Origin of the sequence: Shinella granuli, assembly GCF_004341885.1 — a bacterium.
Classification (GTDB): domain Bacteria; phylum Pseudomonadota; class Alphaproteobacteria; order Rhizobiales; family Rhizobiaceae; genus Shinella; species Shinella granuli.
The window spans coordinates 194,556-220,167 of record NZ_SLVX01000001.1 but is presented as its reverse complement, the minus strand read 5'-3'; the positions used below and the strand labels follow the sequence as shown (position 1 = coordinate 220,167).

Annotated in this window: 24 protein-coding genes; 6 read left to right on the top strand and 18 right to left on the bottom strand. The window is 66.7% G+C overall.

Translation table 11 applies throughout. From position 1 onward, the window contains the following. Nucleotides 1-10: 10 nt before the first annotated feature. Nucleotides 11-784: a trans-aconitate 2-methyltransferase gene (gene tam, locus EV665_RS01075; RefSeq protein ID WP_133032773.1), complete on the top strand. Its 774-nt coding sequence runs from the start codon at nucleotides 11-13 to the stop codon at nucleotides 782-784. Here tam and EV665_RS01070 read toward each other — a convergent pair whose 3' ends face one another. From EV665_RS01070 to EV665_RS01040, 7 genes are all read right to left on the bottom strand, one after another. Beyond that, nucleotides 785-2,431, bottom strand: coding sequence for an alpha/beta hydrolase (locus EV665_RS01070; RefSeq protein WP_133032772.1), 1,647 nt, complete (start codon nucleotides 2,429-2,431; stop codon nucleotides 785-787). A 328-nt stretch (nucleotides 2,432-2,759) separates the two neighbouring features. Then, nucleotides 2,760-4,814: an RNA polymerase sigma factor RpoD gene (rpoD, locus tag EV665_RS01065; protein WP_064330695.1), complete on the bottom strand. Its 2,055-nt coding sequence runs from the start codon at nucleotides 4,812-4,814 to the stop codon at nucleotides 2,760-2,762. Between the two features lie 420 nt (nucleotides 4,815-5,234). After that, a complete protein-coding gene (locus EV665_RS01060) occupies nucleotides 5,235-5,582 on the bottom strand; it encodes a GFA family protein (RefSeq protein WP_133032771.1) in 348 nt (115 codons plus the stop codon). A gap of 47 nt (nucleotides 5,583-5,629) precedes the next feature. Continuing rightward, entirely contained in the window at nucleotides 5,630-6,667 is a 1,038-nt protein-coding gene (tdh, locus tag EV665_RS01055) for an L-threonine 3-dehydrogenase (protein ID WP_133032770.1), read from the bottom strand. A 33-nt stretch (nucleotides 6,668-6,700) separates the two neighbouring features. Further along, the gene (locus EV665_RS01050) at nucleotides 6,701-7,888 is read right to left on the bottom strand and encodes a glycine C-acetyltransferase (protein ID WP_133032769.1); all 1,188 of its coding nucleotides are present in this window, start codon (nucleotides 7,886-7,888) and stop codon (nucleotides 6,701-6,703) included. Nucleotides 7,889-7,934: 46 nt separating this feature from the next. Then, nucleotides 7,935-8,390, bottom strand: a complete 456-nt coding sequence (locus EV665_RS01045; protein ID WP_133032768.1) for a GFA family protein — start codon at nucleotides 8,388-8,390, stop codon at nucleotides 7,935-7,937. Between the two features lie 129 nt (nucleotides 8,391-8,519). Continuing rightward, the gene (locus tag EV665_RS01040; protein WP_133032767.1) at nucleotides 8,520-9,248 is read right to left on the bottom strand and encodes a class I SAM-dependent methyltransferase; all 729 of its coding nucleotides are present in this window, start codon (nucleotides 9,246-9,248) and stop codon (nucleotides 8,520-8,522) included. A gap of 123 nt (nucleotides 9,249-9,371) precedes the next feature. On the opposite strand from EV665_RS01040, the gene EV665_RS01035 reads away from it, so the two are divergent. Continuing rightward, nucleotides 9,372-10,142, top strand: coding sequence for an SDR family oxidoreductase (locus EV665_RS01035; RefSeq protein ID WP_133032766.1), 771 nt, complete (start codon nucleotides 9,372-9,374; stop codon nucleotides 10,140-10,142). A 16-nt stretch (nucleotides 10,143-10,158) separates the two neighbouring features. Here EV665_RS01035 and EV665_RS01030 read toward each other — a convergent pair whose 3' ends face one another. Both EV665_RS01030 and recQ read right to left on the bottom strand, forming a co-directional pair. Further along, a complete protein-coding gene (locus EV665_RS01030) occupies nucleotides 10,159-10,638 on the bottom strand; it encodes a VOC family protein (protein ID WP_133032765.1) in 480 nt (159 codons plus the stop codon). 75 nt (nucleotides 10,639-10,713) lie between these two features. Then, a complete protein-coding gene (recQ, locus tag EV665_RS01025) occupies nucleotides 10,714-12,576 on the bottom strand; it encodes a DNA helicase RecQ (RefSeq protein ID WP_162852954.1) in 1,863 nt (620 codons plus the stop codon). 145 nt (nucleotides 12,577-12,721) lie between these two features. Here recQ and EV665_RS01020 point away from each other — a divergent pair, with 145 nt between their 5' ends. After that, nucleotides 12,722-13,105 carry a VOC family protein gene (locus tag EV665_RS01020; protein ID WP_133032763.1) on the top strand — a complete coding sequence of 128 codons (384 nt, stop codon included), beginning with the start codon at nucleotides 12,722-12,724 and terminating at the stop codon, nucleotides 13,103-13,105. Between the two features lie 15 nt (nucleotides 13,106-13,120). Here the strand turns inward: EV665_RS01020 and dnaG are convergent, their stop codons facing one another. The 3 genes from dnaG to EV665_RS01005 all read right to left on the bottom strand — a co-directional run bounded on the left by dnaG (nucleotide 13,121) and on the right by EV665_RS01005 (nucleotide 16,246). After that, on the bottom strand, nucleotides 13,121-15,109 hold the full coding sequence (gene dnaG, locus EV665_RS01015) for a DNA primase (protein ID WP_133032762.1): 1,989 nt from the start codon (nucleotides 15,107-15,109) through the stop codon (nucleotides 13,121-13,123). Nucleotides 15,110-15,194: 85 nt separating this feature from the next. Next, nucleotides 15,195-15,533, bottom strand: a complete 339-nt coding sequence (locus EV665_RS01010) for a hypothetical protein (protein ID WP_064332577.1) — start codon at nucleotides 15,531-15,533, stop codon at nucleotides 15,195-15,197. Between the two features lie 263 nt (nucleotides 15,534-15,796). After that, complete coding sequence (locus EV665_RS01005) at nucleotides 15,797-16,246, bottom strand: GatB/YqeY domain-containing protein (protein ID WP_133032761.1); 450 nt, start codon at nucleotides 16,244-16,246, stop codon at nucleotides 15,797-15,799. A gap of 324 nt (nucleotides 16,247-16,570) precedes the next feature. Here EV665_RS01005 and carA point away from each other — a divergent pair, with 324 nt between their 5' ends. Then, a complete protein-coding gene (gene carA / locus EV665_RS01000; protein ID WP_133032760.1) occupies nucleotides 16,571-17,779 on the top strand; it encodes a glutamine-hydrolyzing carbamoyl-phosphate synthase small subunit in 1,209 nt (402 codons plus the stop codon). Between the two features lie 57 nt (nucleotides 17,780-17,836). On the opposite strand, the gene EV665_RS00995 is transcribed toward carA, so the two are convergent. The 4 genes from EV665_RS00995 to EV665_RS00980 all read right to left on the bottom strand — a co-directional run bounded on the left by EV665_RS00995 (nucleotide 17,837) and on the right by EV665_RS00980 (nucleotide 22,077). Beyond that, nucleotides 17,837-18,226 carry a nuclear transport factor 2 family protein gene (locus EV665_RS00995; protein ID WP_133032759.1) on the bottom strand — a complete coding sequence of 130 codons (390 nt, stop codon included), beginning with the start codon at nucleotides 18,224-18,226 and terminating at the stop codon, nucleotides 17,837-17,839. A gap of 11 nt (nucleotides 18,227-18,237) precedes the next feature. Further along, complete coding sequence (locus EV665_RS00990) at nucleotides 18,238-19,626, bottom strand: MATE family efflux transporter (RefSeq protein ID WP_133032758.1); 1,389 nt, start codon at nucleotides 19,624-19,626, stop codon at nucleotides 18,238-18,240. 151 nt (nucleotides 19,627-19,777) lie between these two features. Next, complete coding sequence (locus tag EV665_RS00985; protein ID WP_133032757.1) at nucleotides 19,778-21,031, bottom strand: TCR/Tet family MFS transporter; 1,254 nt, start codon at nucleotides 21,029-21,031, stop codon at nucleotides 19,778-19,780. Between the two features lie 143 nt (nucleotides 21,032-21,174). Further along, nucleotides 21,175-22,077, bottom strand: coding sequence for a LysR family transcriptional regulator (locus tag EV665_RS00980; protein WP_133032756.1), 903 nt, complete (start codon nucleotides 22,075-22,077; stop codon nucleotides 21,175-21,177). 104 nt (nucleotides 22,078-22,181) lie between these two features. Here EV665_RS00980 and EV665_RS00975 point away from each other — a divergent pair, with 104 nt between their 5' ends. Both EV665_RS00975 and EV665_RS00970 read left to right on the top strand, forming a co-directional pair. After that, the gene (locus EV665_RS00975) at nucleotides 22,182-23,180 is read left to right on the top strand and encodes an aldo/keto reductase (RefSeq protein ID WP_064330711.1); all 999 of its coding nucleotides are present in this window, start codon (nucleotides 22,182-22,184) and stop codon (nucleotides 23,178-23,180) included. A gap of 198 nt (nucleotides 23,181-23,378) precedes the next feature. Further along, the gene (locus tag EV665_RS00970) at nucleotides 23,379-23,984 is read left to right on the top strand and encodes a phosphoethanolamine transferase domain-containing protein (protein ID WP_162852934.1); all 606 of its coding nucleotides are present in this window, start codon (nucleotides 23,379-23,381) and stop codon (nucleotides 23,982-23,984) included. Here EV665_RS00970 and ypfJ read toward each other — a convergent pair. Both ypfJ and EV665_RS00960 read right to left on the bottom strand, forming a co-directional pair. After that, entirely contained in the window at nucleotides 23,968-24,906 is a 939-nt protein-coding gene (gene ypfJ, locus EV665_RS00965; RefSeq protein ID WP_064330713.1) for a KPN_02809 family neutral zinc metallopeptidase, read from the bottom strand. The genes EV665_RS00970 and ypfJ overlap by 17 nt on opposite strands. Nucleotides 24,907-25,015: 109 nt before the next feature. Continuing rightward, entirely contained in the window at nucleotides 25,016-25,537 is a 522-nt protein-coding gene (locus tag EV665_RS00960) for a DUF2306 domain-containing protein (RefSeq protein ID WP_133032754.1), read from the bottom strand. Nucleotides 25,538-25,612: the final 75 nt, after the last annotated feature.

Below are 25,612 nucleotides of genomic sequence, written 5' to 3'. Positions count from 1 at the left end.
CGGAGCCGCCATGGCCTGGTCCGCCGCGCAATACCTGAAATTCGAGGACGAGCGCACCCGCCCTGCCCGCGACCTGCTGGCACAGGTGCCGGCCGACCTTGTCGCCGGAACCGTCTATGACCTCGGCTGCGGGCCGGGAAACTCGACGGAGCTGCTGGTGGAGCGCTTTCCCGGCCGGGGCGTGCGCGGCGTGGACAATGCCGGCGACATGCTGAAGGCCGCGCGGAAGCGTCTGCCCGGCGTCGATTTCGTCGAATGCGACCTTGCGAAATGGCGCCCGCACGAGCCGGCCGCCCTGCTCTTCGCCAATGCCGTCTTCCAGTGGCTGCCCGATCCGGTGGCGCTGATGGCGCGGCTGGTGGAGGGCCTGCGGCCCGGCGGCGTGCTGGCCGTGCAGATGCCGGACAATCGCAACGAACCCTCCCATCTCCTGATGGAGGAAAGCGCCCTTGCCGGTCCCTGGCGGGGCGCCTTTGCCGCGGGCACGCCGCGGCGCGGCCCGATGCCCGCCCCGGCCGCCTGTTTTGACGCGCTCAACCCCAAGGCCGCCCGCGTCGATGTCTGGCACACCGTCTACAACCATCCCATGGCGGATGCGGCCGCCATCGTCGACTGGGTGAAGGCGACGGGCCTGCGTCCCTATCTCGACCGCCTGCCGGCCGGAGAGCACGACGCCTTCCTTGCGGACTACGAGAACCGGATCGCGAACGCCTACCCGCCGATGGCCGATGGCCGCCGGCTGCTGCGCTTCCCGCGGCTCTTCATCATCGCCGTCAAGGGCTGATCACCGCCCCGCCCGGAACCTCTCCTTGAGCCGGGCGACGTCCGCCGCGCTCCAGTCCGTCACGTCCGTCACAGCGATCCACGGATCGATATAATGCTCGCCGGCATAGACATGGCCGAGCCCCATCGGCGTCGTGGTCGCCATGGCCATGTCGAGCGTCAGTTGCAGGAAGGTGACGACGGGATACCATTCGAAATCCGGCGAGACATCCGGCCCGCGCGGCACGGCCATCCAGGCCGGCTGGCGGTAGAAGGCATAGGGATCGTAGAAGGTGATCGGGTCGCTGGCATATTGCAGGTAGACGATGCGCATCGGCCCCCAATGCTCGCCCGCCGCCGGCAGCGCGTTCTCCTGGCTGGTGAAGCGCACATAGGAACCGTCGCGGAAGCGCGGCAGCCAGGCGGGCGTGCCGGCATTGCGGTCCGCCGTCATCTTGCGCCAGATGCGGCTCGGAAACGGCGGGCCGGCCCACAGCGCCCCCTGGTAGGGATCGCCGATCACCTCGAAGAGTTCGGCCGACTGTTCCGACGACAGGGCGCCGAGGCTGAGGCCGTAGAGATAGAGCTTTGGCCTCTTGTCCTTCGGCAGGCTCGTCCAGTGGCCGTACACGGCGCGGAAGAGCGCCCGCGCGGCCTCGGCGCCATAGTCCGGCTCGGCCAGCAGCGAAAGCCAGCTTGCGAGATAGGAATACTGGATTGCGACGCTGGCGATGTCGCCATGGTGCAGGTACTCGACCGTGTCAATGCCCTCCGGATCGATCCAGCCGGTGCCCGTCGGCATGACGATGACGAGCGTCGCGCGCTCGAAGCCGCCGACGCGGATCAGCTCGTCGAGCGCGACCTTCGCCCGCGCCTCCGGTGTCTCGGCGGCGTTGAGGCCGGCATAGACGCGCAGAGGCTCCATCGCCGGCTTGCCCGTGAAAGCGGCAATGTCCCCTGCCGTCGGCCCGCTCGCCACGAAGGAGCGGCCCATGCGGCCAAGCTCGTCCCAGCGCACCAGCGAGGCGGCGCTGCCGGATTTTCCGGGATCGGAAGGCTCGGCCGTGTCCGGCTCGATCACCTGGTCGAGCCGGCGGAAGGAGGAATCGGCCGTGTGCAGCACGAAGCGCACCAGAATACCGTCAGCCAGCGTCCAGAACAGCGTCGCGGCCAGCGCCGTGCCGATGACGGAGGAGAGCCGCCGCGGCGCCGCCCGGCGCGAGGTCCGAGCGAACAGCCGGGCGAGAAAGGCAAAGAGCCGCCCGAGGCCGAAGAGCACGAGGAAGACGGCGAGCGCGATGAGCCCGACATAGAAGGGATGCGCCGTCTCGATCGGCGGCAGGTGCATCAGCGTGCGGATGGAGTTCTGCCACTCCGCCGTGCGCCAGAGGAAGACCAGCACCACGACGCCGCAAAGGCCCCCGGCGCCCGCGGCAAGCCAGAGACGGACCCGGTCCTTCGGCTCCGGCAGTCCGAGCCAGAACCACAGCGCGGCAAGGGCCACGCCGAGCCCGTAGCCGCAGGCCATGGCGACGCCCGAAAGCACGCCCTGCATGACATAGGTGCGCGGCAGGAGGCTGGGCGTCAGCGAGGCGGCGAAGAACAGCGTGCCGAGCACCAGGCCGGTGGCGGAAAAGGAGAGCAGCAGACGCCAGAACCAATCCCGCATCGTTGTCCTCCGCGCATCACCCCTCTTGCGGGGATGAACCTTGCATGCCGGAAAGACCGAGGCAACCGGTGACATGCGGGAAAAGCGCGGCGTCGGGCGACTGCCGCCCCTCATCCCGCTGCCGCGACCTTCTCCCCGCAAGCGGGGAGAAGGGAAGGATGCGACGCCTTGCCTCCGCGACGATGGCGCTTTTAGGAAAACCGCACGGCAATCTCCTTCTCCCCGCAGGCGGGGAGAAGGTGGCGGCAGCCGGATGAGGGGCAGCCCCGCAAAACAAAAAGCCCCGCAACCTTTCGGGTAGCGGGGCTCGTTTTGTCTCTCTGTCGCCTCAGCTGTCGAGGAACGAACGCAGCTTGCGCGAGCGGCTCGGGTGCTTCAGCTTGCGCAGCGCCTTCGCCTCGATCTGGCGGATGCGTTCGCGCGTGACCGAGAACTGCTGGCCGACTTCCTCCAGCGTGTGGTCGGTGTTCATGCCGATGCCGAAGCGCATGCGCAGGACGCGTTCCTCGCGCGGCGTCAGCGAGGCCAGCACGCGGGTCGTCGTCTCGCGCAGGTTCGCCTGGATGGCGGCGTCGATCGGCAGCAGCGCGTTCTTGTCCTCGATGAAATCGCCGAGGTGGCTGTCCTCTTCGTCGCCGACCGGCGTTTCGAGCGAGATCGGCTCCTTGGCGATCTTCAGCACCTTGCGCACCTTTTCGAGCGGCATGGCGAGCTTTTCGGCCAGCTCCTCCGGCGTCGGCTCGCGGCCGATCTCGTGCAGCATCTGGCGCGAGGTGCGCACGATCTTGTTGATCGTCTCGATCATGTGCACGGGAATGCGGATCGTGCGGGCCTGATCGGCGATCGAGCGGGTGATGGCCTGACGGATCCACCAGGTCGCGTAGGTCGAGAACTTGTAGCCGCGGCGATACTCGAACTTGTCGACCGCCTTCATCAGGCCGATATTGCCCTCCTGAATGAGATCGAGGAACTGAAGCCCGCGGTTCGTGTACTTCTTGGCGATCGAGATCACGAGACGGAGGTTGGCTTCCACCATCTCCTTCTTGGCGATGCGCGCCTCGCGCTCGCCCTTCTGCACCATGTGCACGATGCGGCGGAATTCCGAGATGGAGATGCCGGTCTCGGTGGCGAGATTCTGGATCTCCTGGCGGATGTCGCGGATCGTCGTGTTCTCGCTCCTGGCGAATTCCTTCCAGCCGCGGGCGGCCAGGTTGGCGATCGACTTCATCCAGTTCGGGTCGAGTTCCGCGCCGTTGTACTGTTCCAGGAACGAGTCGCGCTTCACGCCATAGCTCTCGGCAAGACGCAACAGGCGGCCCTCGTTCTGCACGAGGCGCTTGTTGATGTCGTAGAGCTGCTCGACGAGGCTGTCGACGCGGTTCTGGTTGAGCGACAGCGACTTGACGGCGGTGATCAGCTCGTCCTTGAGCTCCTTGTAGCGGCGCTCCTGGGCGGGCGAGAGCGTGCCGGTCGCCTGCAGGCGGGCTTCCACCTGCTGGTCCTGCAGCTTGCGCAGCTTCTTGTAGGTCTCGGCGATCGTGTCGAGCGTTTCCATGACCTGCGGGCGCAGTTCCGCTTCCATGGCGGCGAGTGAGAGGTTCGACTCGTCGTCGTCCTCTTCCTCCTCCTCCGGCGGCATGCCGTCGCCGCCGACATTGGTGATGTCGTCGTCGTTGGCCGCGCGGGGCTTGCGGGTCTTTTCCTTTTCCTCGGCCGCCTTGCGGTCGGCCTCGATCTTTTCCGGCGACTGGAACTGCGGGGCCGCCTTCGCCTCGGGACCGGAATAGGTCGTCTCAAGGTCGATGATCTCGCGCAGGAGGGTCTGGCCTTCGTTGAGTTCATCCCGCCAGATGATGATGGCCTGGAACGTCAGCGGGCTCTCACAGAGGCCGGCTATCATCGTCTCGCGGCCGGCCTCGATGCGCTTGGCGATGGCGATTTCGCCCTCGCGCGACAGAAGCTCGACGGAGCCCATCTCGCGCAGGTACATGCGCACCGGATCGTCCGTGCGGTCGGTCGGTTCCTTCTTCTTGGCGGTGGCAAGCGCAGTGCCGCCGGACGCGGCAAGCTCGCCGCCCTCGCTCTCGCCGTCCTCGTCGCCGCCCTCTTCGTCACCGCCCTGGGCCGCCTCTTCGGCGTCCTCGTCCTCGATGACGTTGATGCCCATGTCGGAGAGCATGGCCATCGTGTCCTCGATCTGCTCCGAGGTGACCTCCTCGGACGGCAGGACCGAATTCAGCTCGTCCATGGTGACATAGCCGCGCTTCTTGGCGGCCTTGATCATCTTCTTGACGGCATCATCGGAAAGATCGAGAAGTGGGCCGTCGGATGCGCCTTCGCGTTCGTTTTCGACTTCCTCGTTCTCTTTGACCTTTGTCGCCATTTACTTCGTCGCTTTCCTGAGCATCAGTTTCCAAGCGGTTAGGGGCTCCGCGCCGATCGCCTTCCGGCGTCGTTAGCGCGAATCAGCGTCCCTGACCTAACGGATTGACAATTAAATCCCGATTAACCACATCCCGGCCCTCGGGCGTGTGGTGATGTTGCCGAAGCAACACAATTGACATGACTTCCCGATCCGCCGTACCCATTCCTTCTCAGCCAACAATGGTGATTCCCAGAATTTTCGGTTACGTCAAGCTTTTCCGGCAAAAAAGCCGGAAAAGGTTCCGATTCGGGTTCGCGGACAGGAAAGTCGGCGGATCCGGGCGATAGAGCCCACATGTAGGAGCCTTTCCCTAAAAGACAAGGCCCCCGATCCCTCGAAAACCAGCGCCTTGCCCGAACCGATTCGCAGGCGGTACGATCAGAACGAACGGCCGTCGACCTTGGTGATGGTCAGCGCCTCCAGATCGATGGCCGGAATGCAGCGCAGGTTGACCGCCGCCATCCTGTTCCCTTTCGGATCGGTTCCCTCGCCATAGGGCGCAATGCCGCATTTGGCACAGAAATGATGCTCGATGACGTGGCGGTTGAACATATAGGTCGAAACGTTCTCCTGCGGCGTCGTCAGCACGAATTTTTCGCGCGGCACGAAGGCGAGCAGCGCACCGCGACGGCGGCACATCGAACAGTTGCAGTCGAGCCCCGTATCGAATTCGCCCTCCACCTTGAAGGCGACATTGCCGCAATGACAGCTTCCCTCGTATTTCATCGACAGGCCTCCTCTTCCCGTTCCGACGCGCCCCTGCGCGCCCTGGCTCAGTGCCAGTCCATGACGACCTTGCCGGAATTGCCCGAACGCATCGCCTCGAAGCCGTCGCGGAAATCGTCGATCCCGATCCGGTGGGTGATGATCGGCGACAGATCCAGCCCGCCCTGCACGAAGGCGATCATCTTGTACCAGGTCTCGAACATCTCCCGGCCGTAGATGCCCTTCAGCGTCAACATCTTGAAGATCACCTTGTTCCAGTCGATGCCGAAACCATCGGGCGCGATGCCCAGGATGGCGATCTTGCCACCATTGTTCATCGTGTCGATCATCGAGCGGAAGGCCGGCGGCGCGCCAGACATTTCAAGGCCGACGTCGAAACCCTCGGTCATGCCGATCTCGTTCATCACCTCGGCGAGATCCTCTTTGGCGGCGTCGACGACGTAGTCGATGCCGACCTTGCGGGCGAGATCGAGGCGGACGGGGTTGATGTCGGTGATGACGACCTTCCGCGCGCCGGAGCGCTTGGCCACCATCGCCCCCATGATGCCGATCGGCCCGGCGCCCGTGACGAGCACGTCCTCGCCGACGAGATCGAAGGACAGCGCCGTGTGCACGGCATTGCCGAACGGGTCGAAGATCGCCGCCACCTCGTCCGGCACATCGTCGGGGATCGGCACGACATTGTATTCGGGAATTGCGACGAACTCGCCGAAGGAGCCCGGCCGATTGACGCCGACGCCCTTGGTATAGTGGCAGAGATGCCCGCGGCCGGCGCGGCAGTTGCGGCACTTGCCGCAGACGATGTGTCCCTCGCCCGAGACCCGCTCGCCGACACGGTACTTGGTGACGGCGGACCCCACCTCGGCGATCTCGCCGACGAATTCGTGGCCGACGACCATCGGCACGGGGATCGTCTTCTGGGCCCAATGGTCCCAGTTCCAGATATGCACGTCCGTGCCGCAGATCGCCGACTTCTTCACCCGGATCAGCACGTCGTTGGGGCCGACCTCCGGCACCGGCACGGTCTCCATCCAGAGGCCGACTTCAGGTTTTGCTTTAACCAGCGCACGCATCATGTTCGACATGACGAAATCTCCGCAAGGGATTCAGATGGCAGTTCAAATGACGCCCAGTTCGCGCCCGACCTCGGCGAAAACCTCGATCGCCTTGCGAACATCCGCCTCGCTATGGGCGGCCGACATCTGGGTGCGGATGCGCGCCTGGCCGCGCGGCACGACGGGGAAGGAAAAGCCGATGACGTAGACGCCCTTCGCCAGCATGCGCGAGGCCATCTCCTGCGCAAGGCTCGCATCGCCCAGCATGACCGGGATGATCGGATGCCCCTCGCCCGCAAGCGTGAAACCGAGCGTCGTCATCTCGGCGCGGAAGAGATCGGCATTGGCATAGAGGCGCTTGCGCAGCGCATCGCCATTGTCGATAAGATCGAACACCTTGAGCGAGGCGGCCGCGATGACCGGCGCCAGCGTGTTGGAGAAGAGATAGGGCCGCGAGCGCTGGCGCAGCCACTCCACCACCTCCCGCCGGCCGGACGTATAGCCGCCGGAAGCACCGCCCAGCGCCTTGCCGAGCGTGCCGGTGATGATGTCCACCCGCCCCTCGACGCCGCAATGCTCGGCCGAGCCGCGGCCATGTTTTCCCACGAAGCCGACGGCGTGGCTATCGTCCACCATGACCATCGCGCCGTATTTTTCCGCAAGGTCGCAGACGCCCCGGAGGTTGGCGATGATGCCGTCCATCGAGAAGACGCCGTCCGTGGCGATCATCTTGAAGCGCGCGCCTTCCACCTTCTTCAGCTCCTCCTCCAGGCTCGCCATGTCGTTGTTGGCATAACGGAAGCGCTTCGCCTTGGAGAGCCGCACGCCGTCGATGATCGAGGCGTGGTTCAGCGCATCGGAGATGATCGCGTCCTCCTCGGAAAGCAGGGTCTCGAAGAGGCCGCCATTGGCGTCGAAGCAGGAGGAATAGAGGATGGTGTCCTCCAGCCCGAGGAAGGACGAGATGCGCGCTTCCAATTCCTTGTGCTCCTCCTGCGTGCCGCAGATGAAGCGCACCGAGGCCATGCCGTAGCCGTAGCGGTCGAGCGCCTTCTTGCCGGCCTCGGCCAGCTCCTCGCTGTCGGCGAGGCCGAGATAGTTGTTGGCGCAGAAGTTCAGCACGCGCTCGCCCGAGGCGACGGCGATCTCGCCGGCCTGTTTGGAGGTGATCACGCGCTCCGACTTGTAGAGGCCCGCGGATTTGAGACCGTCGATTTCGGACTGGAGATGGGCGATGAAGGCGGAGGTCATGGGCACGCACTCACGAAAATGACGGAAAGGTTTAGGAGGCGACGGCTCAGGCCGCGCTCGCCGCATAGGCGCCGATCAGTTTCTCGTAGTCCTCCATCGGCGGGAACTTTTCATAGCTGTGCACGGCCGGCGTCTGCGCCCAGGCGAGCCTTTCGCTCGTATAGGTCTCGATGAACGGGCTGTACCAGCCGGTCTCGTCCAGCATGGTCGGCCGCACATTGACGAAGAAATCGAAGCCGGCGGGCCGGGTGAACATCCAGGTCATGCAATCCGGGCAGAAATGATGGCCGGCCTCGGCAGTCGCCCCGGCGACGACGGGTGTGCCTTCGACGACAGCAAACCCTTCGGCCGGAATCGCCGCGCTCAGCGAATAGGCACTGCCCGACATGCGCTGGCAGCCGGTGCAATGGCAGGCCATGGTCAGCATCGGCGGCGCGCTGATGCGGATTTTCACGCGCCCGCAGCGGCAGGCGCCGTCGACCGGCAGGTTCAGTCTTTTCATGGGCACGGCTCCCCTTCCGGTAAACGCCGGCTTGTCGTTTTGATCATGGTGCCGGCGAATTGCTCCACTGCGATAGTTCTAGCGCAGCGGCAGGCGACGTAAAGGGTTTTGACCGCTCTTTTCGCCGTTTCAGGATCGTTCGCAGGCGATCAGCAGGAACATCGGCCGGTTGAGCTCCACCTGCCATTCCGGATGCGCCGCAAGCTGCGCCTCGCTCGGCCGCCATTCCTCGACATGGCGGATGGAAAAGCCGGCGGCGATCAAGGCGTTGAGGGTCGTGCCGAGCGTGCGGTGGTGCTTGACGACGCCCTTGGCGAGCCAGTCCGTCGTGCGCGGGCCTTCGACGAGGTAACCGTCGACCGGCCAGACCGTCCGGCCGTCCACCTCCACCCAATCCGGCCGGGACGGCGCCATGTAGAGCGGATGCTCGATGGTGAAGACGAAGGAGGAACCCGGCACCAGCGCGGCGTGGACGGTGCGCACCAGCCGGCCGAAATCCGCGATATAGTGGAAGGCGAGCGAGCTGTAGGCGAAATCGAAGGCCCCGGCCGGCAGGTCCAGCCGGTCGAGATCGGCGATCTCGTAGCGGACGGCGGGAGACGCGGTCTCCGCCCGGGCGCGGGCGATCATGTTTTCCGACAGGTCGAGGCCGAGCACGCTTTCCGCCCCCGCCTCCGCCGCATGGCGCGCGAACCAGCCGAAACCGCAGCCGAGATCGACGATGCGCTTGCCCGCAAGCTCCGGCAGCAGCGCGCGCACCGCCTCCCACTCCGCCGCGCCCGCAAGGCCGTGCACCGAACGGGGGAGATTGGAATAGCCCTCGAAGAAGGCGGGCTGGTCGTAGATGTTCTGGGCCATGGCAAAATCCTCTCGCGCCGCTGATAGCCGCTTTTTGCCCAAGGACAAAGCCGCAACCCGCCGCCCGCAGGGTTGACAGCGACGCCCTGCCCCTGTCCGGTGGCGGCGCGAAAGGATGTGGCCATGACGATACTGGAAAGATTCTCCCAGAAGGGCCGCGTGGCGCTCGTCACCGGCGGCGGCCGCGGCCTCGGCTTCGAGATCGCCAAGGCGCTGGCCGAGGCCGGCGCCCATGTGGTGGTGACGGGCCGCACGGCCGCGACGCTCGACGGGGCGGTCGAGAGGATCGCGGCGGCCGGCGGCAGCGCCTCCGCCGCCGCCTTCGACATCGCCGACCGGGCCGCCCAGCGCGCCGTGCTCGCCGGGATCGAGGACGCCCACGGCCGGCTCGACGTGCTCGTCAACAATGTCGGCGCCCGGGACCGCCGGCCGCTGTCGGAGATGGACGACGCGGCCATCGACGAGCTGATCCGCACCGACCTTTCCGCCGCCGCGAGCCTCTCGCGGGACGCCGCCGCGCTGATGAAGCGCAACGGCCACGGGCGGCTGATCGCCGTCACCTCGATCGGCGGCCATGTGGCCATGCCGAACGACGGCATCTACCCCGCCGCCAAGCACGGCCTCACCGGCCTCATGCGCAGCATGGCCGTCGAATACGCCCCGCACGGCATCACCAGCAACGCCATCGCCCCCGGCTGGTTCGCGACGGAAACCAACGCGGCGCTCGCCGCCGACGAGGGCCTGATGCCCTTCGTGCGCCAGCGCATCCCCGTCCAGCGCTGGGCCCGCGCCGACGAGATCGCCGGCGCCGCCCTGTTCCTCGCCAGCGACGCGGCGTCCTTCGTCAACGGCCATGTGCTGGTGGTCGACGGCGGCATGACCGTCCGCATGTAGCGGCTGGACCTGCGCCTCATCCGGCTTGCCGCGCCGCGGTCGCCTCCAGCGGCGCGATGTCGAGCTTGACCATCTGGAGCATCGCCTCGGTGACGCGCTTGACCTTCGCCTGATCCGGGTCGCTCATCAATTCGCCGAGCCGCGTCGGCGCGATCTGCCAGGAGAGGCCCCAGCGGTCCCTCAGCCAGCCGCACTGCTCCACCGAGCCGCCGGCGCGCAGCGCGTCCCACAGCCGGTCGAGATCACCCTGCGTCTCGCATTCGACCATGATGGAGAAGCTGTGGTTGAACGGATCGAGCGGACCGGCCTCGATCGCCATGTAGCGCTGGTCGCCGAGCGTGAAGCTGGCGATCTTCACGCTGCCCGGCGGGCCGCTCGGCGTTTCGGCCGGAAGCGACGAGACCCAGTGGACCGAGGAACCGGGAATGAGCGACGTGTAGAAGCCGATCGCGGCCTCCATGTCCTTCTCGAACCAGAGATGCTGCGTAACCTTCATCGAAGCGTCCTCCTTGCCTGAACGCACACACAAGGACGAAGAGGGCCGGAACGTTCCGGCGGCGGCGTCAAAAAATCAGCCGCTGAATTCGTCGATGACGGCAAGGAAGGCATCGCCGAACCGGTCGCGCTTGGAAACGCCGATGCCGGGAATGTCGAGCAGCTCCTCCCGGTCGCGCGGGCGCTCCTTGGCAAGCGCGATCAGCGTCGTGTCCGGGAAGACGACATAGGGCGGCACGTCGAGATCCTTGGCGATGGACAGCCGCTCGGCGCGCAGCAGCTCGAAAAGTTCGCGATCGGAACCGGCAAGGTTCGAGCGTTCGCGGGCGGCGGGCGAGCCGCCGGCCTTGCCCTTGCGCCCCGTCGGCGGGCGGTCCTTGCGGAGCAGCACCTGCCGCTCGTGGCGGAAGACGGCGCGCGCCTCGGGCTCCAGCTTCAGCGCGCCATAGGCGGCGTGGTCGACGCTGATGAGGCCGGCCGCCAGGAGCTGCCGGAAGATCGACTGCCAGACGCGCCCGGCAATGTCCTTGCCCACGCCGAAGACCGGCATGGAGGTATGGCCGAAGCGCTCGGTCTTCTCGTTGACCGCGCCCACCAGCACGTCGATGACATGGGCGGCGCCGAAGCGCTCGCCGGTACGGTAGACGGCGGCGAGCGCCTTGATCGCCGCCTCCGTGCCGTCCCAGGTCTCGACCGGGTTGCGGCAGGTATCGCAATTGCCGCAATGGCCGGAATGGCCTTCGCCGAAATGCGCCAGGATCGCCTTGCGCCGGCAGCCGGCCGTCTCGCAGATGGCGAGCAGCGCCGTCAGCTTGGCGCGCTCGATGCGCTTGATCTCCTCGGCCGCCCCGCCCTCGTCGATCATCTTGCGGCGCTGCACGACGTCGGCCATGCCATAGGCCATCCAGGCCTCGGAGGGCAGGCCGTCGCGCCCGGCACGCCCCGTCTCCTGGTAATAGGCCTCCACCGAGCCTGGCAGGTCGAGATGGGCGACATAGCGCACATCCGGCTTGTCGATGCCCATGCCGAAGGCGACCGTCGCGACGAGGCAGAGGTTCTCCTCCTTCAGGAAGGCATCCTGGTTGGCGTCGCGCACCGCGCGGTCGAAGCCGGCATGATAGGGCAGCGCGCGAACGCCCTGCGCGTTCAGCCAGTCGGCCGTGTCCTCCACCTTGGCGCGCGACAGGCAGTAGACGATGCCGCTCTCGCCCTGGTGGCGCGAGAGGAAGCGCAGCAATTGCTGGCGCGCCTGGTCGCGCTCGGCGATCTCGTAGGAAATGTTCGGCCGGTCGAAGCTGGTGGTGAAGACCGCCGCCTCCTGGAGGCCGAGCCGCTCGATGATGTCGCCGCGGGTATGCGGATCGGCGGTCGCCGTCAGCGCGATGCGCGGCACGCCGGGATAGCGCTCGCCGAGAACGCCGAGCGTTCGGTATTCCGGCCGGAAATCGTGGCCCCATTGCGAGACGCAATGCGCCTCGTCGATGGCGAAGAGCGCGATGCGCGCATCGGCGACGAGCTCGGCAAAGCCCTCCGTGACGATGCGCTCGGGTGTGACGTAGAGAAGGTCGAGCTCGCCCGCGCGCATCGCATCGCGCACGGCGAAGAATTCGTCGCGCGTCAGGGAGGAATTCAGCGCGGCGGCCCTGACGCCGAGCTGCTTCAGTGCCTCCACCTGGTCGCGCATCAGCGCGATCAGCGGCGAGATGACGATGCCGACGCCCGCGCGGCAGAGCGCCGGGATCTGGAAGCAGAGCGACTTGCCGGCACCGGTCGGGAACAGCACGACGGCATCGCCGCCGCCGACCACATGCTCGACCACCGCCTGCTGCTTGCCGCGGAAGGCGTCATAGCCGTAGACGCGCTTGAGCACATCGAGCGGATCGTCCGTCGGCGCATCGAACAGGGCGGCAAGGGGGGTGGAAGGTCGGGCTTCGATCATCATGTGCACTTTCGTTCCCCCCATTCTGACCAAGCGGGCAAGGTTCGGCAACCGCCCGCGCGCCGACGTCCACCGCTCAATAATGTTCTTGATTTGTTCCGATTTCAAGATAGGGTTGCAAAAAATCGACATGGGAGAAGCAGGGATGGATGTCTATGCAACCCTCGGCACATCGGACGCCGCGGCCACCACGCCCTTTTACGACGCCGTCCTCGCGACGATCGGCTGGGCCGTGCGGGCGGATTATCCGGGATTGCGCGGCTACACCAGAGGCGGCGGTCCCGACGGCTTCATCCTCTGGCTGTGCACGCCCTTCGACGGCGCGCCGGCAAGCCCCGGCAACGGCACCATGATCGGCTTTCCCGCCGCTTCGCATGACGAGGTGGAGGCCTTCCATGCGGCCGCCCTCGCCCATGGCGGAACGGACGAAGGCGCCCCCGGCCCGCGCCCGCACTACGGCCCCAACTGGTATTCCGCCTATGTCCGCGACCCGGTCGGCAACAAGCTCGCCATCGTCTTCGACGAATGAGGACCGGGGCGGCGGCTACTTGCCTGCCGGCCCCTTCACGCGGCCGGAGAGCACGCCGAAGCCCTCGATGATGGCCTCCTGGTTCTCCAGGCGCACGGTCTCCATCTGCACCTCCTGCAGCGCGCGCAGGATCTGGGGAACCCGTTCGCCGTCGCCTTCCTCGGTCGCCACGGCAAGCTCGCGCTCCAGTTCGCGGCGCTGCCAGAGCAGGGCGCGGGTGCGCTTGTGCAGGGCGAGTGCCTGGAGGAAGCCCTCGCGGGCATCCTCGGGCGCGGCCTCCGCCGTCGCGGTCCACAGGCGCGAGTTGCGGATCTGCTGGTCGAGCCCGCGCAGCAGCGTGTCGAAGCCGGCCGCCTCCAGTTCCTCGACCAGCCGGTCGCGCTCCAGCCGGGCGCCGACGGAGCCGGCGATGCCGAGCAGCGCCGACCAGAGCCGCTGCAGGTCGCGGTTCTCGTATTCGATGATGGCGATCTCGTCATAATCGCTGAAGAGCAGGCCGGGATGGTTGACGACGGTGAGCGCCAGCACGCTTTCGCGCAGGGCCGGCAGCTCCTGCGCGCCGCGCACCAGCGCCGAGCGCGCCAGCCGGTCGGAAATGCCCGAAGAGACGGGCGTGCCCTGCGGCGCGCCGCGCCCGCCGTCCCTTCCCTGGCGATTGCCGGAAAAGCCGCCGCCGCCCTGCCGCTGCGCGGGGCGGAAGAAGGCGTTCAGCCGGTCGCGCATGTTCTGCTGGTAGTGGCGGCGCACATCCTCGTCGGCGATCACGCCGGTGACCTGGCGCAGGCGCGCCTCGAGTGCCGCCCGGCTTTCCGGCGTCTCGAAACTCACACCCTGCACCTCGCGGTTCCAGATCATCTCGGCGAGCGGCCGGGCGCCTGCCATCACCTTGTCGAAGGGCGCGCGGCCCTCGTGGCGCACGAGATCGTCCGGGTCCTTGCCGTCGGGCAGCAGCGCGAAGCGCACGGTGCGCTCCGGCTTGATGAAGGGCAGCGCCAGGTCGGCGGCGCGGTTCGCCGCGCGAATGCCCGCCCCGTCGCCATCGAAGCACAGCACCGGCTCCGGGGTCATCTTCCACAACAGGTCGAGCTGGTTTTCCGTGAGCGCCGTGCCGAGCGGCGCCACGGCATTCTCGATGCCGGCCTGGTGGAGCGCGATCACGTCCATATAGCCTTCGACAGCGATGACAGTGCCGGAGGTCTTCTCGTCCTGCCCGGCGCGGCTCGCGCCCTGCGCGGCCTTGCGGGCCCGGGCGTGGTTGTAGAGCACGTTGCCCTTGTGGAAGAGCTCGGTCTCGTTGGAATTGAGGTATTTCGCCGGCGCATCCGGCGACATGGCGCGCCCGCCGAAGGCGATGACCTTCTCGCGCACCGAGAGGATCGGGAACATGATGCGGTCGCGGAAGCGGTCGTAGGAGACCGGGATGTCCGGCCCGTGCACGACGAGGCCGCAAGCCTCGATCGCCTCCTTCGGCACGCCCTTGCCGGCGAGGAACTCCTTCAGCGCATTGCGGCTTTCCGGCGCGTAGCCGAGCCGGAAGGTCTCGATGGTGCGCCCCGTCAGGCCGCGGTCGCGCAGGTAGGCGCGCGCCTTCGCGCCGGCCGGCGTCTGGAGCTGGTCCTCGAAGAAGCGGGTGGCCATCTCCATGACCTCGACGAGGCCGGTGCGCTCCTTCTCGCGCTGCTCGGCCTCGCGGTCGGGCTGCGGCATGGCGACGCCCGCCATGTCGGCGATCTGCTGCACGGCCTCCGGGAAGGACAGGCCGTCGAGATCGGTGAGGAAGCGGAAATGGTCGCCGGAGACGCCGCAGCCGAAACAATGGTAGCGGCCCTTGCGGTCCTCGCAGTGGAAGCTCGGCGACTTTTCGCCATGGAACGGGCAGCAGGCCCAGTAGTCGCCGCGCGACACATTGGTCTTGCGTCGATCCCAGGTCACGCGTTTGCCGATCACCTCCGAAATGGAGACGCGGTCGCGGATCTCGTCTAGGAAGGCATTGGAAAAGCGCATGGGTCCCTCGGTCGGGGTCCATATAACCATGCGCGGCGTCCACCGCCAGCGATAGTCGCCCGCCCACAGCAATTCACAGGGCGCGTCAGAACCCCATGTCCGGCGCATAGAAGCAGCGCGGCGTGTCCTCGGTCGGATAGAGACAGAGATGGTACTCGCCGTCCTGCGAGCGGCGCGTCATGTCCTGCGGCATGAGGAAGATGTGGCTGCGGGTGGCGAGGCGATGGTCGCCGGGCGCCAGGGTCACCCGGTAGCCGCCTGCGATGATGCGCACGGTCGTCGCCGGAATCATCTGGCAGTCGCCGTTGTGGCTGTTGCCGTTGCAGCAGAAGGCTTCGTACTGCCAGCCGCTCGCCGCGTCATGCGCAAGGGCCGGCCCCGCGAGAAGAAGCGGCGCAAAAGGAAGAAGGAACATCAGGCGCATCGGCTCGGCCTCCCTTGGGCGGCCGCCGGGCATCAACGCAAGACCATATCCGGCGGCATTCTCATGCACTTCGCCGGGGCGAGCCGATGGGCCGTCCTCGCCGCATCGTCGGGCTCCTGCTGGACAATAACAGCGCTCGGCGCTTTTGGTTCCCGCAGATTGCACGGAATGCGTGCCGCCGCAAAAACCACCCGCCAAACAGCCACCCGCCAAACAGAAAGGGCGGCCGAAGCCGCCCTCTTACCGATTCGCGCCGCCGGGGCCTATTTCAAGAGATCCTTCACGATGCCGGAGGCCTTGGCGAAATCCATCTGGCCGGGATAGCGCTCCTTGAGCACGGCCATGACCTTGCCCATGTCGCGCAGGCCCTGCGCGCCGATTTCGGCGATGGCCGCGGCGATGAGGTCCTTCATCTTGTCCTCGGAGATCTGCTCGGGCAGGAAGCTCTCGATGACCTTGATTTCCTCGCGCTCCTGCGCGGCGAGCTCCGGCCGGCCGTTCTCGGAGAAGATCTTGGCCGATTCCTCGCGCTGCTTGATCATCTTGGCGAGAATCTGCAGCAGTTCGTCGTTCTCGACCGGCCCCTTGCCGACACCGCGGTTGGCGATGTCGCAGTCCTTCAGCTTGGCCTGGATCAGGCGCAGCGTGGAGACACGGCAGGCATCCTTGGCCTTGAGTGCATCCTTGAGGGCATTTGCGATCGTATCGCGCATCATTTTCTCCATTGGAAGCCGCCGGCGCCGGATGCGCGGCTTGGGCTTCGATCATCGTTCGATTGTGCATGCTCATAGACCGGCAAAGGGCCCGCCGGCAAACGGATTGCGCAAGCAATTGAATTTCAACGCTTTATAATTCGGCGCAATCCACAGGCAACGGTTGACCCCGTCATCCGCTTTGTCTATTTTCCGGCACCTGCACGAAAATTGGCAATCAGGGCGAACCAACGCGGGTTTTTCGCGCGCCTTTGCCTGCGCTCTTAAATGGTGCTCGGCGCCCTGGCTTTCAAGCCGGCGCCCGGCGCCGGAAACGGGATACTCATGACCTCGACCCCCGCATGGACCACCGAAAAGCCGACCGCCCTGCTCGTTCTTGCCGACGGCACCGTCATCGAAGGCAAGGGCATCGGCGCCACCGGCAAGGTGACCGCAGAAGTCTGCTTCAATACGGCGCTGACCGGCTACCAGGAAATCCTCACCGACCCGTCCTATCTCGGCCAGATCGTCACCTTCACCTTCCCGCATATCGGCAATATCGGCGCCAATGACGAGGACATCGAGGACCTGACGCCCGCCGCCCGCCACGGCGCCGTCGGCACGATCTTCAAGGCCGACATCACCGAGCCCTCCAACTACCGCGCCGCCAAGCATCTCGACGGCTGGCTGAAGGCCCGCGGCATCATCGGCCTTTCCGGCATCGACACGCGCGCGCTGACCGCCTGGATCCGCGAGAACGGCGCGCCGAACGCGGTGATCGCCCACGACCCGAACGGCGTCTTCGACATCGAGACGCTGAAGGCGGAGGCGAAGGCCTGGAGCGGCCTCGTCGGCCTCGATCTCGCCAAGGTCGCCTCCTCCGGCCAGTCCTCGCGCTGGAGCGAGAAGCCCTGGGTGTGGAACGAAGGCTACGAGGACCTCACCGAGGGCGACGTGAAATACCACATCGTCGCGCTCGACTATGGCGTCAAGCGCAACATCCTGCGCCTCTTTACCGGCCTCGGCTGCAAGGTCACCGTCATGCCGGCGACCTCCAGCGCCGACGACGTGCTGGCGCTGAAGCCGGACGGCATCTTCCTCTCCAACGGCCCGGGCGACCCGGCGGCGACCGGCGAATATGCCGTGCCGGTCATCAGGACGCTGATCGACACGGGCATCCCGATCTTCGGCATCTGCCTCGGCCACCAGATGCTGGGCCTTGCCGTCGGCGCCACGACCGAGAAGATGCACCAGGGCCATCACGGCGCCAACCACCCGGTGAAGGACCACACGACCGGCAAGGTGGAGATCGTCTCGATGAACCACGGCTTCGCCGTCGCCTCCGCCTCCCTGCCCGACGGCGTGGAAGAGACCCACATCTCGCTGTTCGACGGCACGAATTGCGGCCTGCGCCTTGCCGGCAAGCCGGTCTTCTCCGTCCAGCACCACCCGGAGGCTTCCCCCGGCCCGCAGGATAGCCACTACCTCTTCCGCCGCTTCATCAACCTGGTGCGCGAGAAGAAGGGCGAGGCGGCCATCCCCGAACGGGCCTGAGCCACCCCGACAGACAAAAGCCCCGGACGATGTCCGGGGCTTTTTTCGTTCCGGCACTCAGGGCGAACCCGGCACCACCGTTCCCTGGTGAAAGGCCATCTGCCAGTGCCCTCCCACCCGTTTCCAGATCGAAGAGCGCAGGACATGGCGTTCCGATCCATCCGTCGTCCGCCGGCACGTGCGATAGGTGAGCAGAACGGCGCTTTCGGCAATCGACGTCAGGGCGTAGTCGTAGGCCTGCAACGCTCCGTCCGCCGGATCGTCCGCCCCCTGAGACAGGAGACCGAGCATCTCCGCCCGGCGATAGACCGTGCCCGAACTGCCGAACTCTACGAATCCCTCGGCAAGCAGCGCCTCGACGGCCGGCCGCGAGCCGCGCACCTCCGGGCGGTGCAGTGCTTCTTCGAGCGCCTGGATTTCCTCCAGGCTGACGCCAGGGCCAGTCATCGCCGGCCCCCTCATATCGGCCGGGCGGCGGGCATGCCCCGCGTCACCAGACGGTAGAAGCGCCAGTTGAGCAGGATGGACGCTGCCGAAAGGCCGCAGAGGAAACCGAACCAGACGCCGATGCCGCCGAAGCCGGCCGGGAAGGCGAAGAACCAGGCGGCAAGGAAGCCGATCGGCCAGTAGGAGATCAACGCGAGGATCATCGGGATGCGCGTGTCCTTCAGCCCGCGCAGCAGGCCGGCGGCGATCGCCTGCAGGCCGTCGACGAGCTGGAAGATGCCGGCGATCACCACGAAGGGGCCGGCGATGGCCAGCACCGCGGCCGAATCCTCGCCCGCCTTGTCGAGGAAGATCGAGGCAAGCGTCGTGGGAATGAGCGCGAAGAGCACGCCGCCGCCGACCGCGATCACCGTCGCGATCGCCAGCACCGCCCAGGAGGCGCGCACGACGCCGAGGTGATCGCCCTGGCCATGCGCCACGCCGACGCGCACCGTGCCGGCCTGCGCGAGGCCGAGCGGGACCATGAAGGCGATGGAGGCGAGCTGGAGCGCGATGCCGTGGGCCGCCAGCTCCAGCGTGCCGATATTGCCCATCAGCAGCGAAGCGCCGCTGAAGAGGCTGACCTCCGCCAGCATGGTGAGGCCGATCGGCAGGCCGAGATGGACGACCTCGCGGAAGGCCAGCCAGTCCGGCCGCCAGAAGCGCACGAAGAGCTCGTAGCGGCGCATGTCGGGGCGTGACTGGATATAGGCCGTCAGCAGCACGAAGCTCAGCAGATTGACGCCGAACGAGACGATGGCCGCCCCCTTCATGCCCATCGCCGGGAAGCCGAAACGGCCGAGCACCAGCGCATAGGCGAAGAAGGCGTTGACCGACAGGATGATGATCGTGACATAGAGCACGATTCCGGCCCGGCCATGCGCGCTGACGAGGCCGCGCAGCGTCATGAAGAGCAGCCCGGGCGCCATGCCCCACTGGGCGATCTTCAGGTAGGTGCCGGCCAGCGCCGCCACATCCGGCTTCTGGCCGGCAAGGAGCAGGATGCTCTCCGCATTGTAGAAGAGCGGGATCATCAGCACGGAATAGAGCAGCACCACCCACATGCCCATGCGCACGGAGCGCCGCACGGACACCGGGTCGCCGCGGCCATAGGCCTGCGCCACCATGGGCATGACGGCATTGGCAAAACCCGAGCCGAGGATGAAGATGGTGAAGAAGAACGCGCTCGACAGCACGATCGCCGCCAGATGCGCGGCGCCGAGGCGGCCGAGAATGACCACGTCGGTCGTGTGAATGCCGAGCTGGGCGAGCTGCGCGCCGATCAACGGTACGCCGAGGGCAAAGGTCGCGCGAAAATGCGCGCCCCAGCCATTGTTCCCGCGATGCGGTGCCATGTGCATAATAGTTCTCACTTTCGCCTCGCTTCGGATCACAACTTCCAGCCGCGATCAATCGAATTGATTTGATGATTTCATCAAAAATGCTGGAATGCGGCGCCGAGCAGGCGGTTTCGCGCGGAAATTTCGTTGAAATGTCAAGTTTGAAAGCGCTTCAGGCGCGTTCCGGCGCGAGATTGCCGTTCGGCCCGGCCCCGGCGCCGCGCAGCCTCACGACGAAGATCACGAGGCCCACCAGGAGCATCACGGCCGCAAGCGCAAAGGGCGCCCCGGCAAAGACGACCGGCGCGGACGGTCCCGTGAAGTGGCTGAACACCTGGGTGAAGATCAGCGGACCGATGATCGTCGTGATGCTGGAAACGCTGGTCAGCGCCCCCTGCAACTCGCCCTGCGCGGAGGGCGGCACGCGGGCCGAGGCGATGGAGCGCAGCGGCGGATCGGCGAGGCTTTCGAGCGCCGTCAGCACGATCACCGCATAGATCATCCAGCCGTGAACGGAGGCGGCGTAGCCGGCAAGGCCGAGCACGGCGAAGGCGAGGCCGACGACGGCCGTGCGGAACTCGCCGAGCCTCGGCACGACGCGCGGCAGCACGAAGGCCATGACGATCGCCCCGCCGACCCCGAAAACGCCGAGCGACAGGCCGATCTGCCCCTCGCTCCAGCCATAGCGCAGCGCCGAGACGAAGGACCAGACGGAGGGATAGACGGCATGCGCCAGCCAGTAACAGAAGAAGACGAGGCCGACCCACAGCACGCCCGGATAGTTGCGCATCTGGAGGAGCGCGCCGAGCGGGTTGGCGCGGACAAGCTCGAACCGGCGGCGATGGGCCGTCTCCAGGCTTTCCGGCAGGAGGAAACAGGCCGCGACGAAATTGAGGAAGGCGAGCACCGCCGCCCCGTAGAACGGGATGCGCGGGCCGAACTCGCCGAGCAGCCCGCCGATGACGGGCCCGAGCGCGAAGCCGGTGCCGAAGGCGATGCCCATCAGCCCGAAATTCTTCGCCCGCGTCTCGTCCGTGGAGACATCGGCGATATAGGCGGCGGCCGTGCCGAAGCTGGCGCCGCTGATGCCCGCCAGCACCCGGCCGACGAACAGCATCCAGTAGCTGGTCGCCAGCGCGCAGATGAGGTTGTCGATGGCAAAGGTGAGGATGCAGGCGAGCAGCACCGGCCGCCGGCCGAAGCGATCGGAGAGATTGCCGATGAAGGGCGCGAAGAGGAACTGCATGCCGGCATAGACCAGCAGCAGCCAGCCGCCGTCGATCGCCGCCTGGCTGATATCGTCGCCCGTCAGCTCGCGCAGATAGGTCGGCAGCACCGGCATGATGATGGCGATGCCGATCACGTCGAGGAACATGATCATGAAGACGAGAAAGAGCCCGCGCCGGGTGGACCTGGCATCGATCATGGCTTCACCCCTGGAAGGATAACGCCCGGCATGCGCGGGCAAAAATGTCAGGCGAAGACTTCTATTTCACTTCCTGCCGCGAAACAATCCATGAACATCGCAATATTTTTGATGGTTTGATCGCGATTTGCTGATGAAAGGCCTCATTCCGATGAGGGATGCGCCTTCACGAAATCGACGAAGGCGCGCAGCGGCGCGGGCATCAGGGTGCGGCTCGGATAGTAGAGGAAGGGGCCGGAGAAGGTCTGGATCCAGCCGGGCATGACGACCTGCAGCGCGCCGGAGGAAAGGGCCGGCGCCAGGAATTCCTCGAAGGTGAAGACGATGCCGAGGCCGGCCAGGGCGGCGTGCTGCTCCACCTCGTTCGATTCGGAGATCAGGCAGGCGGGCGGCGTCAGCGAAACCTTCTCCTCGCCCCGCTCGAAGACCCAGGGCAGCACATGGCCGCTGGCGAAACGGTGCAGGATGCAGCGGTGCCCCATCAGGTCGCGCGGATGCTCCGGCGCCCCGTGCTCTTCGATATAGGCGGGTGCGGCGGCCACGACGAAACGCTGCCGGCGCGGGCCGATCGGCACGGCGATCATGTCCTGGTGCAGTGCCTCCTCATAGCGGATGCCGGCGTCGAAACCCTCCGCCAGCACATCCACCAGCGCATCGTTGGACGCGACCTCCAGCGTGATGCCGGGATAGGCCTTGAGAAAGGGCGTGGCGATCGGCGGCAGCACGAAGCGCGCGACGATGCCCGGCACGTTCAGCCGGAGGCGGCCGACCGGCCGGTCGCGCAGGCTGTTCATCCCGTCGATCGCCGCCTCGACCTCGGCCAGCGCCGGCGCCAGCCGCTCCAGGAGGCGCGCGCCGGCATCCGTCAGCGTCACGCTGCGCGTCGTGCGGTTGAAGAGGCGAAGATCGAGCCGCCCCTCCAGCCGCCGCATCGCCTCCGACAGCGCCGAGGCGGAGACGCCGCGCAGCTTGGCGGCGGCGCGGAAGCTCTTCACCCGGGCGATGGTGACGAAGGCATCGAGATCGGCAAGGGGGATCTGGCTCATTGTTCGGAAAACCGCACGGCTTGTTCAAGAGAGATCGGATTATCGCACAACGGCGATGGCGGTAAAAGAGCATGGACCGAAAGACAGCGCACAGGAGAAACACCATGAAGACCATCACCCTCGGCAAGACCGGCCCCGTCGTTTCCACCATCGGGCTCGGCTGCATGGGCATGTCCGGCATGTATGGCCCGGCCGACCGGGCGGAAAGCATCGCCACCCTCCACGCCGCGCTCGACGCCGGCATCACCCTTCTCGATACCGGCGATTTCTACGGCATGGGCCATAACGAGATGCTGATCGCCGAAGCGCTGAAGGAGCGCCGCCGCGAGGACGTGCTGCTCAGCGTGAAGTTCGGCGCGCTGCGCGGGCCGGACGGCATCTGGAGCGGCTACGATTGCCGCCCCGCGGCGATCCGCAACTTCCTCGCCTACTCCCTGCAAAGGCTCGGCACCGACCATATCGACATCTACCGCCCCTCCCGCCTCGATCCGGCGGTGCCGATCGAGGAAACGATCGGCGCGCTCGCCGACCTCGTGAAGGCCGGCTACATCCGCCATATCGGGTTGTCCGAGGTGGGCTCGGAAACGATCCGCCGGGCGGCGGCCGTCCATCCGATCGTCGATCTGCAGATCGAGTATTCGCTGATCTCACGCGGCATCGAGGACGACATCCTGCCGACCTGCCGGGCGCTCGGCATCGCGATCACCGCCTATGGCGTGCTGTCGCGCGGCCTGATCAGCGGGCATTGGCAGAAGGGGGCGACGACGGGCGGCGATTTCCGCACGCTGAGCCCGCGCTTCCAGGACGGCAATGTCGACCGCAACCTCGCGCTCGTCGAGGCGCTGCGCCGCGTCGCGGAGGAGAAGGGCGCCACCGTGGCCCAGCTCGCCATCGCCTGGGTCGCCGCGCAGGGCGCCGATATCCTGCCCCTCGTCGGCGCCCGCCGGCGCGATCGCCTCGCCGAGGCGCTGGGCGCGCAGCAGGTCGTGCTTACGGAAGCCGATCTTGCAGCGATCGAAGCCGCCGTGCCGAAGGATGCCGCCGCGGGCGAGCGCTATCCGGCCGCCGCGCTGGCGCATATGGACAGCGAAAAGCGGGCCTGAGGCCATGGGAGCGGGCTGCTGCCGCAGCAGCGGCCCGTTCCCGCACCAATCCTTCCGGTTCGGACGCGGCGGCAGAGGCCGTCAGCGACCTGTCAGCTTCCCCGTGAGAGAAACGCGCGGATGGGGGCTGCTTGTCATGCGCCGGTAACGGCGCGGGGCAAGATATGTCCTCCGCATGTCAGCGTTCGAGGACCGGCAATGTCATTCCGCTCAGTTCAGGGCCGCTCAGCTCAGGCCCGCTCAGTTCAGGCCCGCTTTCCCGCCGCAAGACCCGCCTTCGGCAGCCTGACGGTCAGCCTTGCGACCGGCCTCTATCTCTTCCTCATCACCAGCCGCGATTTCTGGATGGAGAGCTGGGCCCTGCTCGGCGCCCGCCCCGGCACGCTCGCGCTGGTGACGGGCGGGTTCCTCTGCCTCTTCATCGCGGCCTGCGTCGCGGTCTCCTGGAAACGGGTGATGAATCCGCTCTTCGCGGCGCTCCTGCTTCTCGCGGCGGCGGCGGCCTGGTTCATGGACGAGGACGGCGTCTTCCGAGCTGGAACGTCCTTCCAGCCGCTCTCCCTTGCCGTTCACATGCTGGTCTTCGGCGGCCTCCCGGTCGCGCTTCTCCTCTGGGTGAAGGTGGTGCACCGGCCGTTCTTCTGGCAACTACGCGGCAATCTGGCGATCGCCGTGCCGATGCTCGCGGTCGCGCTCGCCATAGCCCTGACGCACGCGACCAAATATGCCCTGATCGTCGAGGAAGACCTGAAGATCGCCGACAGCGGCAATGCCGCCGGCGCTTCCGTCAGACATCGCCCCTGAACGTGTCGCAGGCATCGACCCGGCCGGTGTCGAAGCCGCGCTTGAACCAGCGGCGGCGCTGCTCGGACGTGCCGTGGTTGAAGCTTTCCGGCACGACATAGCCCTGCATGCGCTTCTGCAGCGTGTCGTCGCCGATCTGGGTGGCAGCGTTCAGCGCCTCCTCCAGGTCGCCGCGCTCCAGAAGGCCCTTCTGCTCGGTATACTTGCCCCAGATGCCGGCATAGCAGTCGGCCTGAAGCTCGACGCGGATCGACATCTGGTTGGCCTCCACCTCGCTCATGCGCTGGCGCTGCTGGTTGAAGCGCGGCAGGACGCCGGTGAGGTTCTGCACATGGTGGCCGACCTCATGGGCGACGACATAGGCCTGCGCGAAGTCGCCGGACGCGTCGAACTTGCCTGCCAGCTCGTCGAAGAAGCTCATGTCGAGATAGACCTTGCGGTCGCCCGGGCAGTAGAACGGACCTGAGGCCGCCGAGGCGAAGCCGCAGGCCGACTGCACGGAGCCCGAGAAGAGCACCATCTTCGGCTCCTCGTAGCGCTCGCCGGCCGCCTGGAAGATGCCGTTCCAGGTATCCTCCGTCTCGGCAAGAACGGTCGCCATGAAGGCCTTGGTCTCCTCCTCCTGCGGGGAGGCGCGGCGGCTTGCGCTTTCGGTCTGCTCGAAGCCCGGCATGCTGACCTGCCCGCCGCCCTCGCCCATGACCTGCAACAGGTCGATGCCCATCGCCTTGAAGACGAAATAGATGACGACGAGGAAGATGATGGTGCCGATGCTCATGCCGCCGCCGGCGCGGCGCCCGCTGCCCATCGGAATGCGAAAACCGCCATTACCGCGGCCGAACGGATTGCGCCCGCCCGCCGAAGGACCGGCTCCGCGCTGGTCCTCGATATTGCCCGACTGGCGACGACCCTTCCATTCCATGGCGCATTTCCCCGAATTGATTGCCGACGAACGCTCACCGCATGAATTCGTTCCTCAGCAAAGACTTATAGGGCCTGCCGCGCCGCCATGCAAAACGAAAAGCGGGGCCTCAACGCCGCCGGAAAACCGCCTCGAAACGCTCCGTCCAGCCCGCCTGGCGCGCCGCAAGGGCCCCGGCCGCAACGAAGAGCGCGCTGACGGCGGCCGCCGCAAGCACGCTCGCAAGGTCCGAGGCGCCGTCGAAGATCATCGCGCCCATCACCCGGTTCGGCAGCAGCGTGAAAAGCCCCGCGACGACGATGCCGCCGAAATACATGCCCGCGACATGGGCGCGGTGCGCGCGGATATCGCGGCGGCGCGCGGCGCGGATCGCAAGGGCGCTGCCGATGATGACATAAATAGAGAGCAGATGGATCGGGCTGAAATCGCCGACCGTCTTCAGGTCGTGGATGAAGAAGGTCGAAAAACTCGTCAGCACCATCAGGAGCAACCAGACCTTGCCGAGGCGGCGATGGGCGGGCGTGCCCTTGCGGCGGGCGAGCAGCACGGCCCCCAGCACCGCCGCCGGCAGGACGGTGGCGACATGGAACTGTACGGCAAAGGGGGCGGCGAGAAGCGGCTCGAGGGTCATGGGGGGCTCCGGGACGGTTGAATTCGCCATCGTCTTCGGCCATTGATCGGGCCGCCTCAAACGCTTTGGCCCGAA

Coding starts and splice junctions, on each gene's coding strand:
- recQ (WP_162852954.1), bottom strand. CDS start 12,576: ATGATCGAAGCCCGACCTTCCACCCCCCTTGCCGCCCTGTTCGATGCG.
- EV665_RS01035 (WP_133032766.1), top strand. CDS start 9,372: ATGACGATACTGGAAAGATTCTCCCAGAAGGGCCGCGTGGCGCTCGTC.
- EV665_RS00990 (WP_133032758.1), bottom strand. CDS start 19,626: ATGCACATGGCACCGCATCGCGGGAACAATGGCTGGGGCGCGCATTTT.
- EV665_RS00980 (WP_133032756.1), bottom strand. CDS start 22,077: ATGAGCCAGATCCCCCTTGCCGATCTCGATGCCTTCGTCACCATCGCC.
- dnaG (WP_133032762.1), bottom strand. CDS start 15,109: ATGCGCTTTTCCAATGCCTTCCTAGACGAGATCCGCGACCGCGTCTCC.
- rpoD (WP_064330695.1), bottom strand. CDS start 4,814: ATGGCGACAAAGGTCAAAGAGAACGAGGAAGTCGAAAACGAACGCGAA.
- EV665_RS01070 (WP_133032772.1), bottom strand. CDS start 2,431: ATGCGGGATTGGTTCTGGCGTCTGCTGCTCTCCTTTTCCGCCACCGGC.
- EV665_RS00960 (WP_133032754.1), bottom strand. CDS start 25,537: ATGACCCTCGAGCCGCTTCTCGCCGCCCCCTTTGCCGTACAGTTCCAT.
- ypfJ (WP_064330713.1), bottom strand. CDS start 24,906: ATGGAATGGAAGGGTCGTCGCCAGTCGGGCAATATCGAGGACCAGCGC.
- EV665_RS01005 (WP_133032761.1), bottom strand. CDS start 16,246: ATGCGCGATACGATCGCAAATGCCCTCAAGGATGCACTCAAGGCCAAG.
- EV665_RS00975 (WP_064330711.1), top strand. CDS start 22,182: ATGAAGACCATCACCCTCGGCAAGACCGGCCCCGTCGTTTCCACCATC.
- carA (WP_133032760.1), top strand. CDS start 16,571: ATGACCTCGACCCCCGCATGGACCACCGAAAAGCCGACCGCCCTGCTC.
- EV665_RS00985 (WP_133032757.1), bottom strand. CDS start 21,031: ATGATCGATGCCAGGTCCACCCGGCGCGGGCTCTTTCTCGTCTTCATG.
- EV665_RS01020 (WP_133032763.1), top strand. CDS start 12,722: ATGGATGTCTATGCAACCCTCGGCACATCGGACGCCGCGGCCACCACG.
- tdh (WP_133032770.1), bottom strand. CDS start 6,667: ATGTCGAACATGATGCGTGCGCTGGTTAAAGCAAAACCTGAAGTCGGC.
- EV665_RS00970 (WP_162852934.1), top strand. CDS start 23,379: ATGTCATTCCGCTCAGTTCAGGGCCGCTCAGCTCAGGCCCGCTCAGTT.
- EV665_RS01060 (WP_133032771.1), bottom strand. CDS start 5,582: ATGAAATACGAGGGAAGCTGTCATTGCGGCAATGTCGCCTTCAAGGTG.
- EV665_RS01040 (WP_133032767.1), bottom strand. CDS start 9,248: ATGGCCCAGAACATCTACGACCAGCCCGCCTTCTTCGAGGGCTATTCC.
- EV665_RS01010 (WP_064332577.1), bottom strand. CDS start 15,533: ATGCGCCTGATGTTCCTTCTTCCTTTTGCGCCGCTTCTTCTCGCGGGG.
- EV665_RS00995 (WP_133032759.1), bottom strand. CDS start 18,226: ATGACTGGCCCTGGCGTCAGCCTGGAGGAAATCCAGGCGCTCGAAGAA.
- EV665_RS01045 (WP_133032768.1), bottom strand. CDS start 8,390: ATGAAAAGACTGAACCTGCCGGTCGACGGCGCCTGCCGCTGCGGGCGC.
- tam (WP_133032773.1), top strand. CDS start 11: ATGGCCTGGTCCGCCGCGCAATACCTGAAATTCGAGGACGAGCGCACC.
- EV665_RS01030 (WP_133032765.1), bottom strand. CDS start 10,638: ATGAAGGTTACGCAGCATCTCTGGTTCGAGAAGGACATGGAGGCCGCG.
- EV665_RS01050 (WP_133032769.1), bottom strand. CDS start 7,888: ATGACCTCCGCCTTCATCGCCCATCTCCAGTCCGAAATCGACGGTCTC.